The sequence below is a fragment of the Solitalea canadensis DSM 3403 genome, from assembly GCF_000242635.2.
Taxonomy (GTDB): domain Bacteria; phylum Bacteroidota; class Bacteroidia; order Sphingobacteriales; family Sphingobacteriaceae; genus Solitalea; species Solitalea canadensis.
Window position 1 is genome coordinate 1797038 of sequence record NC_017770.1, and the last position, 14308, is coordinate 1811345.

A 14308-nucleotide genomic window follows, 5' to 3' on the forward strand; every position below is an offset into this window, starting at 1 on the left:
AATGACCTAGCTATGTGGCTTGATCAGTGGGAAATGACAGGAAATACTCCAGATGGGCATCCGATTAAAATGACAGCCCATACATCTTGCGTAATGAAAAGAAATGAGATTGGAGATTGTTGTGGATTGTTGATAATCCTTTTGGATCTGCGATACTCAATGCTGTACTTGATAAAGGTTTTTACCAAATGATTGTCCCTTCAGGGCGATAATAAGCTTATAAGCAAAATCAAAACCCTCTGAATTATATATTTAGAGGGTTTTTTATTTGTTCTACCATTTTTCCCGTTTGTCTGAAAGTCAGATTGATTAAATCGACTTGTCTCATTTCTAAGTAGTAGAACGTAGTTTTTCAAGTCAGAAGTTCTACGGATAAATAGCTTTTGACTTGGAAATACCTTTGATGGCAGAAATATGCTGTAAAATTTAGCGTCTATAATTTCCACAGCTATTTATAAAAGGGCACATGCTATGAAAATAGTTAGCCTCAAAATCCCATTTATCAATACTAAAACGTGATATGAGAATATACTTACTTTTTTTTTGCTGCCTTTTACAATTTGGAGCAGTGGCACAAAAAGTCACTAATTATGATTTTACGGCATCACAAGGAACTTTTGAGCAGATAAACGGCACTACCATGCCTTATTCTCAAACAAATCCCTTTAATCCCGGAGATGATGATAATTTTAATAAGATACCCATAGGCTTTACCTTTCATTATTGTGGACAGCCTTACACTGCTTTAGCAGCCAATACCAATGGCGTAATTGTTCTAACCGAAGGAACTGTGGTAACTGGATACAATTCTAATTCAAATGGATTTTCCAATGGATATTCTTACTCATTATTAGCTCCCTTATGGGATGATTTAAGACTTAATGATCCGTCTGATTTTTCTTACCAAACAACAGGAACAGCAGGTAATCGTGTTTTAACCCTCCAATATTTAAATGTAAGATGGGGCAATGGCGCTCCTGCACCTGTTATTTCTTTCCAGGTAAAATTGTATGAGGCAGATGGACATATAGAGTTTTTGTACCGCGGAGAAACAGGTGCTATCCATAATTCGGGAGTTGGATACCTGGGGGCAACTATAGGGATTGTTCTAGCCAGCCAACCTATTGCAAATTCGGTTGGGGGATTTCTGTCTCTATCAAATAGCTCTTCTGCTCCAACAATTAGCTCTACGGTTTCAACGAATTCGATTAACACCAAGCCGGCTGATGGTCAGGTTTACACTTTTACTCCAACTATTACAGGTGTCCCCAATGCGCCTGTTAGTTTAACCTTTCCAGGTCGTACCTTCAATACGATAACACTTAACTGGATTGATAATTCCAGTAATGAAACATTGTTTAAAGTTCGCAGATCAACTGATGGGATTAATTTTGTGGATATTGCCTATATTCAATCAACCACAACAACTACCACAGGCGATTCTTATAGTTATACTGCAACAGGATTAAATACATCTGCAAAATATTATTTTCAGGTTGTAGCGGCTAATGAAGGTGCTGCACCTTCAGCGGCTCTGAGTAGAAGTTATTATACAGATGGAGTTCCGCTAACACCCGAGCCATTTACCTCCGGATCTACTGATGTGTGTGCTCCTCAAGATGGATTAGTTTACGAAGTAGGAGAATCGATTAATGCAACAGCCTATGACTGGAGTTATACCGGTTCGGGTGTTGGCCTTGTTCCAAATGGAAAAACCATTACACTTCTTTTTACAGAATTTGCTACTTCCGGTTTTTTGAGTGCGACTGGTCGAAATACTCATGGAAATTCAAGCAGCCAATCATTGTTTATTAATGTAAAAAATTTCCCTATTACTATCAATCTTCAACCACGAGATCTGACCGTTTGTGAAAAAACTGATGCGAAATTTTCTGTAGCTGCAACTGGTAATAATTTAACCTATCAATGGCAAAAATCTGATATCAATGGACAATCATGGACAGATCTTTCTGATGCAGGTAATTATTCTGGGGTGAATACTGCTGAATTAACCAGAACTAACGCTGATTTTCAAGAAAATGGAATACAATATCGCTGTGCTATCAAATCGGGTTGCAGGACAGTAAATAGTTCAAGTGCAGTTTTAACTGTCATGGAATTACCTCATCAGCATAACTTTGTTATTAGTCAAAATGAAGTGATTCAGGGACAAACGAATGTTCTGTACAGAGTTGCAGATAGTCCGGATGACGGTATAGCTCAACCCGGAATAGCCTATCAATGGGAGTATTCAGGAACTGGGGTTACTATTAACGGGTCGGGAGATGCGGTATCATTAGATTTTTCTAATACAGCAACAAGTGGAGTATTAACTTTAAAAACCACCAATTGGTGCATGCTAGTAGGACCTGCTACATCTCTTAATATTACAGTAAAACCTTTAAAACAACCACAATCTATTACCTTTAATCCGTTTCCTGCTGTTACCTATGGATCTGCTCCGGTTTTAGCAGAAGCTACAGCCAGTTCGGGTTTACCTGTAACGTATGAAAGTTCCAATCTTTCAATAGCAGTAGTAGAAGGTGATAAAATTAAAATTTTAAGTGCCGGATGGGTTACAATTACAGCCAAACAAGATGGCAACGATCTATTTTCTCCAGCTCCCAATGTTCAACAGCTTTTAAAAGTAGATAAAGCCACACTTCTTGTTAAGGCTGATGATAAGCAAAGAACCTATGGGCAGAATAATCCTGGCCTAACATTTAGCTACAGCGGTTTCGTAAATGGCGATGATCCTTCAAAATTAAGCACCTGGCCAACTGCTAGCACTACTGCAGACTTAAACAGCCCGGCAGGATCATTCCTCATTACAGTTAATGGAGGCCAGTCATGGTTGTATGACTTCGTTTATCAGGATGGTACCTTAACCATAAACAAAGCTCAATTAACTGTAATAGCACATGATCAGCATAAAATATACGGACAACAAAACCCGGCTTTAATAGTCGATTATACAGGTTTTGTAAATGGAGATGACCAATCTGCAGTTACAACCCTTCCGGTTATAACTACCACAGCAACTGCTTCCAGTGCTGTAGGAACTTATCCGATTTCTGTTAACGGAGCAACCGCTTCAAACTATGATTTCAGTTATCAGCAAGGAAGCTTAGTTATAAGTAAGGCCCAATTAACCGTAAAAGCTGAAGATAAACAGAAAATTTATGGTCAGACAAATCCGGCTTTGACGATTTCTTACACCGGATTTGTAAACGGTGATGATGCATCTACTTTTTCAACACCAGCAACCGCCACAACACTTGCAACCAAAGAAAGTGCAGTGGGTACATATACTATTACTGCTGGCGGCGCTGCATCTGCTAATTATAGTTTCATCTATCAGGATGGAGTCATAACAGTTGGCAAGGCAGCTTTAACCATTACTGCAAATAATGCGACAAAAAATGCTGGCGCTGCCAATCCTTCTTTTACTGCAAGTTATAATGGTTTCGTTAATGGTGAAACTAATACAGTGCTTACTGCGCAACCATTAATTAGTACAAGTGCGACAACTGCTTCTCCTGCCGGAAATTATCCAATTATTCCAAGTGGAGCTTCAGCTGAAAATTATACGATCTCCTATGTTAATGGAACATTAACGATCAATTCATTTGTTCCGAATGCAGCGCCTACATTAGACCCGATTGCAGACCAGACAATCTGTGGTACTACTAATTTGCAATCAATTTTGTTAAGTGGAATAAGTGCAGGTCCGGAGGGTAATCAAACTATTACTTTACATGTTTCATCAGACAAAGATCTATTTGACCAGTTGAGCATTAGTGGTACAGGTCCGACAGCTACACTTAACTATCGTGTAAAACCAGAGCAGGGCGACATTGCAACTATTACGGTAACAGTAAAAGATAATGGAGGAGTTGATAATGGAGGAGTGGATCAGTTAACCAGAACATTTAAACTAACTGTAAATCCTTTGCCATGGCTCTCTATTACCACCAAAAATGGAGTAAAGATTTCCAAGGGAGATATTATTGAGCTTACAGCTGCTGGCACTGCCACCCAATACAAATGGGATGATGCTGAGGATATTATTGATGGAAGAAATTCAGCTACGTTAACTGTTCGTCCAATGAAGACTACTACCTATACAGTTAAAGGATTTAATTACAGAGGTTGTTATGTGGAAGAAAAAATCACTATTGAAGTAATCGATAACCCAATGCTTGACGCCACAAATGTAATTACACCTAATGGAGATGGTCATAATGATAAATGGTTAGTTAAAAACATTGAGAGTTACCCCAATAGTGTGGTAAAGATATTTGATAAGGCAGGTAGAATACTCTATACTAAAACCGGGTACGCCAATGATTGGGATGGAACCTTAAACGGAGCTCCTTTACATGAAGACACTTATTACTATGTGGTAGATCTGGGTAACGGAACAACGTTGCATAAAGGATACATTACTGTTATTCGTGATTAATAAGTTTTATCCATAGTAGAGTTAACAAATTTTAGAATGAAATCATCGATTCAAAAATATACAAATAAAAAGCTGTTGCTAATATTATTGCTGGTTGCAGGGACTGTTTTTCCGGTTCTTGCACAGCGAAATTTTGTGCCTGCACAATACTATTTTAATCAATATTTGGGAAATGCTGCCATGGCAGGTATTGATTCAAGTCTGAATATTACACTTACTTACAGTAAACAATATGATGATATGCCAGATGCTCCGGTAAATAAGCTGTTAAGTGCTGATTATTATCTAGGGAAACGAGTAGGTGTAGGTGTTAATATAATCAACCAAAAATCAGGTTTGTTAAATGAAACCCGGATTGCAGCATCGTTTGCCTACCATTTGCCTTTGAATGATCGTGGGCAATTATTACATTTTGGTTTATCGGCTGCCGTTGAATATAACAATTTGCTCTTTAATGAAGTTAACGGAGATCAATACGACCCCTCATTATTGAACTACAACTCACGGGGAGCCCCTATGGATGGCGATTTTGGAATTGCCTTTACAAGTGACAAACTCAATATTCAAGCAGCAGTCCCTACCATCAGGAACTTCATTGTGAAGGATATTTACAAAACCGTAGACAGAGCAACCTTTTATTCAGCAGCATCCTATAAAATTGCGTTGGGGGAAGAATTTAATAGCCTGGAGCCAAAAATTTCCTACACCATGGTAAAGGGAAATAATGACATTTGGGATGCCGGACTCGATTTTAAATGTGCTCATAACCTGGCGAGCATACAAGCGATTTACCATTCAACAAAAAGCTTTACTGTTGGACTGGGTATTAATCTACAATCACGCATTCAAATGTTGGCAATGTATACCACTGAAGCCAATGCCATTAGAAAATATACAGATGGAAACTTGTCTTTGAATTTGAAGATTGCTTTATTTCAAAGAAAATCTATTTAGTACAAAGTTTTAGGAATTAAAGTAGCCGGAGGAAATAAAAATAGCTTATGCAACCTGCATAAGCTATTTTTATTTCCCTTTTGACAACCATTGCCGGGAAAGTTGTCCAGGTCCCTCCGTCGAAAATTAACTGAAGTTCAACTTCAATAATGTTAATAGTGCTTTACGGAAAATAGCAAAGCACAATCCGGTTTAATGAAGATGATTTATCAAACCGTCATATGGATGAACATCATTTAGAATATTTTATATCTACTGTATTGATAACGCCATTAAATTTAAAGGGAGCTTTTTCATAATAAGCCAGCGACACAGGCGAGCCCAGGTCGCACCCGATATCCAAACAATCATTTGCAGTAAACGCTAAGGTGATCAGGGTAGGAATTTCTCCTCTTGCAACTTCCTTTCCATTTGCTGTAATAATGATATCTGCTGCGTGGAGTCCCTTATTGACAGTACTGGGTTTGGGCTTAAATGCAATTTCAATAGTTGTTTTGCCTTTCGGAAGCTTTGTTTTGCTGCTTATCATTGTACGTTTTATTTCAAACAAGTTGTATTCGTAATTAAGTACTCCATTTTCCAGGTAACAGGTTAGCCCACCTGAAAACGCACCTAACGCAAACAATACACCGGAAGCATTTTCGGAAATATCTGCATCAACGGTAATAGTATGGGGTCTCGACCCGATCTTAGGTGCAGAAAATTCAGGAATGCGAGTCGTAGAGCCAACATAACGAAAAGAAGAGGCTGGATTCTGAATGGCATCTTCCGGATGGTATAATACCCATAATCCACCGCCAATGGGAAGATTTTTATTTTCGGCTGATTGCATGTCAAAGAGTTCTTTCAGTCCGGCTAATTTTTGAGGCATTTTTTCAGCAAGGTTGTTGGCCTGGCTAAAGTCCTCCTCCAGGTTATACAATTCCCATTTATCTTTATCCGGTGTCCAAGTGGCAAGTCCAGGGCTAACGGTAAGCCAAGGAATTCTTGGCCCGAATGTGCAGGCAAACCAGCCATCACTATAAATGCCTCTGCTGCCCATAACGTCAAAAAATTGCATTGGCTTTTGTGTTTTTGCATTTCCGTCATTAAATGAATACATCAGGCTCACACCATCTATCGGATCTTGAGCAAATCCATTTACCGTGGCGGGTGGTGTTATATTGAGTACCTGGTAGATCGTTGGAGCGATGTCATTCACATGCGAAAACTGTGTATGCGGAGTTTTATTTGCCTTAATTTTTTGCGGCCATGAAATTGCTAATGGCTGTCGGGTACCTCCAAAGTAGGCGCCTTGCAATTTAGTGCCTTTGAAGGGTGTACTTCCGGCCCAGGCCCATCCGGCATGATACATATTATCGGCTTTAGGCGTACCAAGTACATTAAGTCCGCCTAATTCATTTGCCGCCTTTATATGATCCTCTATCTTGGTGGGTATTTGATTTTGTGCCAGCAGTTCACTGATACTGCCCATTTGTCCTTCGGCACTTGAACCATTGTCACCCCATATATAAAAAATTAGCGTATTTTCCCTTAATCCTAATTTTTCCAGCACATCTACAATACGTCCGGCATCATGGTCGGCCTGTTCTGCAAAACCTGCGAATACCTCCATTAAACGGCGTTGAAAAGGTTTTTCAGATTCTGGTATACTTTCCCAGGAAGCCATGGTAGAGTCCCTTGGAGTAAGTACTGTATTCGATGGAATCCAACCCATTGCTTTTTGGCGGGCAAAAGTTCTTTCGCGATATCTATCCCATCCATCATCAAATTTCCCTTTGTATTTATCTGCCCATTTTGCAAGTGTATGATGCGGGCCATGAGCTGCACCGGTAGCCCAATACATAAAGAACGGCTTTTGAGGCTCAAGGGCCTGGTGATTGTTTATCCATTCAATAGCATTGTCAGCAAGATCATCAGATAGGTGATAACCTTCTTCAGGTGTTTTGGGTAATGTTACATAGGTGGTGTTTTTTACAAGAGTAGGCTCATATTGGGAAGCTTCTCCGGCAAGAAATCCATAAAAATATTCAAAGCCATATCCGGTGGGCCAATAGTCAAACGGGCCGGCTTTTGTGGTATGCGATGCAGGAGTATTATGCCATTTGCCAAATGCAGCGGTGCTGTAACCGTAATTCTTTAGTATCTCCGCAACAGTAGCCGAAGTTTTTGGAATAGTTCCACTAAAACCATCGAAATCATTGCTTAATTCCGTGATTTGTCCATTACCAACCCGTGTATGATTTCTACCTGTTAGTAATGAGGCACGTGTTGGCGAGCACATAGAAGTAGAATGAAACCTGTTGTAGGATATGCCTGTACTGGCAATCTTACTAAGTGTCGGCGTATGAATTTCTCCTCCATAAGTATCAGGCAGGCCGGGCCCAACGTCATCAATTAAAATGATAACAATATTAGGTGCATTCTTCGGCAAATGATTTGATTCAACTCTGCGCTTATGCACTGATTCTTGTAACGTTCTGCCGGCAACAGAAGCACTTGGTGTAGGAGGAAATGGTAATACATCTTGTGCAACACTAAATGATAAGTTGCATAGAAGTAGTAAGAGCAGTAAATTTAGTTTTTTCATATGCGGTAATTTGCTTTTTAGGAACATTTTTTCGCTTTCGCTATATCGCCAGGCCCCTAACTTTTATCGAAGAACGTGACGTGATATGTTTTCATTTGCTTCAATGTATTGGGTGAATCACAGGATTGCGGCAAGGATAGATGGATAGGTTATGATGTAAAAACTGACCTGTAATGATTCTTTAATATAATAAATTAATTCTATTAAACTGATAAGATAGTTTTATTTGCGCCTATACAAGAAATTTTGTAATTGATTAGCTTTATTTAATTCAATAGAGTCTAGCCCGATAGAATCATTAAAAGCAATCACTAAGATTAGTTTTCGGATAATTCCTGCTTTTAAAAATACAGTTTGGCTAATGAATGATATTGTATACAACTCGTAAAATTGTAAGTATTTAATCAGTTGGTGATTAAATATGTTCAGTGAGGGATTTTTGTGCTGATTAAGGTGTTCTATTTGCTTTCATTTTTTATTTCCTTAAAATTGTGACCGCATAAATCTGTTGTATTAAGTATAATGAATAGTTGGAATGAGTTTAGGAATGGAAGTAAAGAGGCGTTTATCCTTTTATACAAGGCTCATTACAAGTATTTATGTGCCTACGGGAGCAGGTTTTCTACTGATGATGAATTAGTGGAAGAATGTGTACAACAGCTCTTTTATGAGCTATGGGACAATAGGGAAAAGCAGAAAGAAGTTCAATTTGTTAAGACCTATCTGCAAACTTATCTACGAAGGAAAATAGTTAGAGAACTTGCAAAGCTAGAAAAATCGGAATCTTTGCATAGTGATAAGTTTACTGAATTAGAACGCGAACGATCGTTTGAAGAAATCCTAATTAACCGACAAGAGTCTGAAAGTGTTAAGCTAAAACTTGAAAAGGCTTTCAATAAACTTTCTCCTACGCAAGTTGAGCTAATTCGTTTAAGATTTTATGAAAATTTAAGCAATGATGAAATCGCTCAGCTTACGGGGCTTTCACATAGCATTATATACAACCAAATTTCACGTGCTTTAAAAATTATCAAAAAGCAATTTATCACCGTTACCATAATTACCACCCTGGGTATACTGTTTCTAATTATTACAATAATGAAATTATTGTAAATCAGTTATAAATAGTTGATTTCGTCAATTTTATTGTCCTCAGTTCAGTTTAAAAAGATTTAATCGGCAAAGAACAACACAATCGGTTTATTGCTGATTGCTAAAGCTTTTTTGCGAAGCTGAATTATTTTTTAAAATAATTTGATAGAAAATGAATGTTAACTGCACTAATATCATATAGCGTTTAAAAACTAGCATTAAGAGAATGAATTATAATAGTTATAAAGCAGAAGATTTTGCTGTAGATGAGTCGTTTATAAGCTATTATCATCAATCGAGTCAAGAGCATGTGGCGTTCTGGGAGTCTTGGATTGTTGAACATCCTGAAAAGGTTAATGAAATAAAGCAGGCTTTTAAGTTAATTGAACTGTTAACCTGGCATGGATCTGAAATCAAGTTTCAGCGTAACCTGGAGAAGCTTAAAACTCACATTGGTTTTGAAGATACTTCTCTAAGTCAGGTACAACTAACGCAGTCGATCGAAAAGAAGCTAAATTGGACAGTTAGTTGGTTCTCAATGACGGGAGTAGCGGCAACAATTATAATCTTACTGGGCATTGGATTTGGTATTTACCGATATCAACATACAAGGGAAATAAATAATACAATTTCTGTTCAAGCAGTTGATATAGCTCCGGGAGGGAATAAGGCAACACTTACGCTAGCTGATGGAAGAAAGATCAATTTAAATGAAGCTGTAAATGGAACACTTGCTGAGCAGGCAGGAATTAAAATTACAAAAACTGAGGATGGAATGCTTGTTTACTCAGTAAATAAGCAAGATGTAAATAACGCTCAATTAACAGTAGAGCATAATATTATTCAAACTCCGAAAGGAGGCCAATATCAGGTAAACTTATCAGATGGTACAAAAGTCTGGTTAAATGCTGCGTCTTCTATTCGTTATCCAAACCTATTTAAAGGCAAGGAAAGGAAAGTTGAGATAACTGGTGAAGCCTATTTTGAAGTAGCGAAAAATGCCAAAATGCCTTTCAAAGTATTGGTTAATAATCAATCAGAGGTGGTGGTGTTAGGAACCCATTTTAACATTAACGGTTATTTAGATGAAGAAACAGTAAGAACAACTTTAATAGAGGGATCTGTTCGCGTTTCTTCGCTTTCTCCAACAATTAAATCACACCAAACAACAATTCTAAAACCTGGCCAACAATCCCAAATTAATAAAGTAAGCGGAGATATTAACGTAGCACCTGCTGATATTGAAGAGGCTGTGGCTTGGAAAAATGGGGATTTTATTTTCAAGAAACAGCCTTTAACTCAAATTTTGAAAGCGATAAGCAGATGGTATTCAGTTGAAATTGAATACGAGACAAACCAATTATCTCAACAAACATTCAGTGGGGTTATTTCGAGGTCGAAAAATCTTTCTGCAGTGCTTGAAATCCTTGAATCCACTGATCAGATTAGTTTTAAAATAGAAGGAAACAAAATTAAAGTGAAGAATAAATAAAAGTTATCCAATCCACCTAAACAAATTTAAATATGAAGAAAGTTTACACAAGAGATCCCTAAACATCATTGCCGTTCCTCGGCATTTTCTAAGGCTTTAATTACTTATTATGTATATCAGGAGTGTTTGAAAAGTACATTCAGGTTATAATAAGGTCGAGAATGCGCCAACATTCCCGACCATAAGTTTAGGCCTATTCATTAATCAAACCCAAGTACTGTTGGGTATTGTAACACAATTTATTAATGAACAACTGTGAGGTGCTGTTAATTGTACAACTGTGCACTTCACAAAATAAAAACCTACCCAAATTTATGAATTTTTACTCAAGTAGCTTATACAAGCCACAAGCTCGTATAAACAAATTTTTATTGGTTATGAAACTAACCTTCTTGCTATTAATTACTTCAATTCTTCAAATAAGTGCAAGCAGTTACGGTCAGAATGTAACTATCCATGAAACAAATGCACCATTGGTAAAGGTCTTTAAAGAAATAAGGAAGCAAACTGGCTATGATTTCTTTTACAGTGACTTTGTTATTGAAAGGACTAAAAATGTAACAGTAAATCTAAGTCAAGTAACAATTAAAGAGGCTTTAGATGCATGTTTTGAGAATCAGGTGGTTACTTATTCAGTAACTAATAAAGTGGTAACTATTAAGCCTAAAGAAGACAGAAGTGTTATTGAGGTTTCTACTAAAGAATCAACTTTAGTAAAGCTAAAAGGAACAGTAATGGATGAAAAAGGATCGCCAATTCCTGGTGCAACCATAATTATTAAAGGCACAACCAAGGGAACGCAAACAGATGTTAATGGTGCGTTTTCAATTAATGCTAACAAGGGTGATATACTGGTCTTTTCGTTTATTGGATATAAAAAGAAAGAAGTAACTGTTCAACGGGAGGAAACATTGAACATTATCCTTATTGAAGATATGGCCAACTTAGACCAAGTAGTTGTGGTAGGTTATGGTGAAACTCGCAAGAAGGATATAACCGGCTCAGTAGCTTCTATTAAAGCTGAAGCCATTCAGAATATGAATTCACCCAACTTTGATGTCGCTATGGTTGGTCAGGCACCTGGGGTTTATGTAGTAAAAACAAATGGTGCTCCGGGAGCAGACGCTTCTATCAGAATAAGAGGGGGGACATCAGTTTTAGGTATAAATGAACCTTTATATGTAATTGATGGACTGCCGATTCAAATTGGAGGTGGCTTAGGTGGAGAAGCATATGCAAGCAGTCGCACCATACAACTTTCTCCTTTATCTTCTATCAATCCTGATGATATTGAAAGTATCGATATTCTGAAGGATGCCTCGGCAACAGCAATTTATGGTTCACGTGCAGCAAATGGCGTTGTAATTATTACAACCAAAAGAGGAAAGAGCGGACAAACACCATCGCTTAGTTTTTCATATTCAGGCATATTTGAAGATTTTACCAACCGCTATAAGATGCTAAATACTGAGCAGTATATAGCAGTTGTAAATAAAGCATATGCCAATAATAATGAAGCACTTCCTGAAGGTTTTAAGCCTAATCCGAAAGTTTATACAAACTGGCAAGATAAAGTAACACAAGTGAGCCGATCAGAAAGCTGGAACTTAAGTTTAAATGGGGGAACGCCAAACAGCAAAACTATTTATTCTTTTTCTGCAGGTTTGAGTGATCAAAAAGGTGTTATTATGGCTTCAGGTTTTAAGCGCTATAACTTAGGTACTAATCTTGAAACCAACGTGTTTGACCAATTAAAAATTGGAACCAACTTAAAATATAGTCAATCATCGAGTAAAGGGAATGGAAATAGTTACTATACTGATATTGTAAATTATCGTCCGGATATTCCTATTTATGATGAAAAAGGAAATTATGCATTTCCATTTGAAAGTACGTCAAGCAACCCTTATGCTCAATTAATGCAAATTGCCGGGTCGGGAAATAAGAACTTGTTAGCTTCTTTTTATGGGGAGTATGAGATTTTAAACGGACTTAAGCTGAGATCGTCGCTATCTTATAATATTGGTGACGGATCCTATGAACGGTACACCCCAAGTTGGGACCCTTTTGAAATAGAAAATAACAGAACTGGTTCACGTACAGATAATTTGAATTCGTTTAATTCAAGAATATTTGATAACACGTTAACTTATAACAAGTTCTATGGTAAGCATTATTTAAATGCTGTTGCAGGTGTTTCTTTTACGCAAGATAAAAGCAGCTTTACCAAAATCAGTTCAACAGATTTTCCTAATGATGATGTTTTAAATAATATTGGGTCAGCTGAAAATATTATTCAGAATTTAAGTGGAGGAAGTATCAGTGGTTTAGAATCCTACTTTTTGCGTGGAAATTACAATTATGGAGGAAAGTATTATGTAACATTCACAGGTAGAGCCGATAAATCGACAAAATTCGGACCTGATAATCAATGGGGTGTTTTCCCGTCTGCGGCATTGGCATGGAGGATTTCGGAAGAAAGCTTCCTGAAGAAATACAACTTCATTAACGATGTTAAATTAAGAATTTCAGCCGGTCGTACGGGATCAGCCAATTTTGGAGACTTTTTATATTCAACCTATTTTACTACCGGTGGCAGTTTTTACAATGGTGCAGGAGGGGTAATTCCTAACAACGTTCCCAATCCGGGCATTAAATGGGAAACAACTGAGCAATTAGACGCAGGGTTAGATTTCAGTTTGTTTGCCAACAAACTACGCGGTTCGGTTACCTATTACAATAAATTAACCAAAGACTTGATTCTTAGTGTTGCTGTTCCTTATGAAACAGGGGCTGCTAATCAATTTGCAAATATTGGTGACGTGCTAAACAAGGGTATAGAAATACAATTAGGCACAGATATCATCAGTAGCAAGAACTTTACCTGGAGTACTGATTTTAACATTAGTTTTAATCAAAACGTGTTAAAGAAACTTAATGGAGGAACACTGCCTAACGGAATGCCTTTACGTGAAAATGAGCCTTTATCTTACTTCTATGGATATAAAACGGCAGGATTGTTCCAAACTCAAGGTGAAATTGATGCCTTGAATGCGGCCTCTCCAACAAAGATTTACCAGGCTTCAAAAACAGGCCCTGGAGACATTAAGTTTGTTGATGTTAATAATGATGGACAGGTTACGGACGCTGACTTGGTAAAATTAGGGAATGCAGAACCTGATTTCTTTGGCGGATGGAATCATTCTCTTCGTTACAAAAGAATTAGTCTATCGGCTTTATTCAATTATAGTGTAGGAAACGTATTGTACAATTCAAGTCAAGCCGGTTTATCAATCTTTAATAGCTACCGTAGCAACTATACAACAGAGATCCTAAATGCCTGGACTCCGGAGAATCCAAATACAGATGTGCCGAGAGTTGTGGCGAAAAATCCTAATCAAAATGGAAGGATTTCTGACCGTTATGTAAGTTCAGCTTCATTTTTCAGACTGAAAAATATCCATTTAAGTTATTTATTAAATGCTCCGTGGTTAAGTAAAGCACATCTGAATAGTGTTCGTGTATTTGCCGCAGCAACCAATTTATTTACTATTACCGGATACAATGGATTGGATCCTGAAGTAAATACCGGTCCGGCTAATCCGATTACCCAAGGATTTGATGGAGGAAGTTACCCTCAAACCCATAGCTTTTCTTTCGGTGTAAGTGCAGTTTTTTAACAGTTTAATCTTAAAACGAACTTTAATTAGTAATC

General features: G+C 37.6%; 6 protein-coding genes. 5 read left to right on the top strand and 1 reads right to left on the bottom strand.

Annotated elements, in window-relative coordinates; all coding sequences use genetic code 11:
• Positions 1-568 precede the first annotated feature (568 nt).
• Positions 569-4465, top strand: a complete 3897-nt coding sequence (locus SOLCA_RS07315; RefSeq protein ID WP_042479485.1) for a T9SS C-terminal target domain-containing protein — start codon at positions 569-571, stop codon at positions 4463-4465.
• A 36-nt stretch (positions 4466-4501) separates the two neighbouring features.
• Entirely contained in the window at positions 4502-5419 is a 918-nt protein-coding gene (locus tag SOLCA_RS07320) for a PorP/SprF family type IX secretion system membrane protein (RefSeq protein WP_014679804.1), read from the top strand.
• Positions 5420-5651: 232 nt separating this feature from the next.
• On the opposite strand, the gene SOLCA_RS07325 is transcribed toward SOLCA_RS07320, so the two are convergent.
• Complete coding sequence (locus tag SOLCA_RS07325; RefSeq protein WP_014679805.1) at positions 5652-8009, bottom strand: arylsulfatase; 2358 nt, start codon at positions 8007-8009, stop codon at positions 5652-5654.
• Positions 8010-8531: 522 nt separating this feature from the next.
• Here SOLCA_RS07325 and SOLCA_RS07330 point away from each other — a divergent pair.
• The 3 genes from SOLCA_RS07330 (at position 8532) to SOLCA_RS07340 (ending at position 14273) form a co-directional block, all read left to right on the top strand.
• Complete coding sequence (locus SOLCA_RS07330) at positions 8532-9122, top strand: RNA polymerase sigma factor (protein ID WP_014679806.1); 591 nt, start codon at positions 8532-8534, stop codon at positions 9120-9122.
• 205 nt (positions 9123-9327) lie between these two features.
• Entirely contained in the window at positions 9328-10593 is a 1266-nt protein-coding gene (locus tag SOLCA_RS07335; RefSeq protein ID WP_014679807.1) for a FecR family protein, read from the top strand.
• A 377-nt stretch (positions 10594-10970) separates the two neighbouring features.
• The gene (locus SOLCA_RS07340) at positions 10971-14273 is read left to right on the top strand and encodes a TonB-dependent receptor (RefSeq protein ID WP_157604526.1); all 3303 of its coding nucleotides are present in this window, start codon (positions 10971-10973) and stop codon (positions 14271-14273) included.
• Positions 14274-14308 lie beyond the last annotated feature (35 nt).

What these genes read in the sequence shown, in the direction of transcription:
- SOLCA_RS07330 (WP_014679806.1), top strand. Translation starts at nt 8,532, where the DNA reads ATGAATAGTTGGAATGAGTTTAGGAATGGAAGTAAAGAGGCGTTTATC.
- SOLCA_RS07340 (WP_157604526.1), top strand. Translation starts at nt 10,971, where the DNA reads ATGAAACTAACCTTCTTGCTATTAATTACTTCAATTCTTCAAATAAGT.
- SOLCA_RS07320 (WP_014679804.1), top strand. Translation starts at nt 4,502, where the DNA reads ATGAAATCATCGATTCAAAAATATACAAATAAAAAGCTGTTGCTAATA.
- SOLCA_RS07325 (WP_014679805.1), bottom strand. Translation starts at nt 8,009, where the DNA reads ATGAAAAAACTAAATTTACTGCTCTTACTACTTCTATGCAACTTATCA.
- SOLCA_RS07335 (WP_014679807.1), top strand. Translation starts at nt 9,328, where the DNA reads ATGAATTATAATAGTTATAAAGCAGAAGATTTTGCTGTAGATGAGTCG.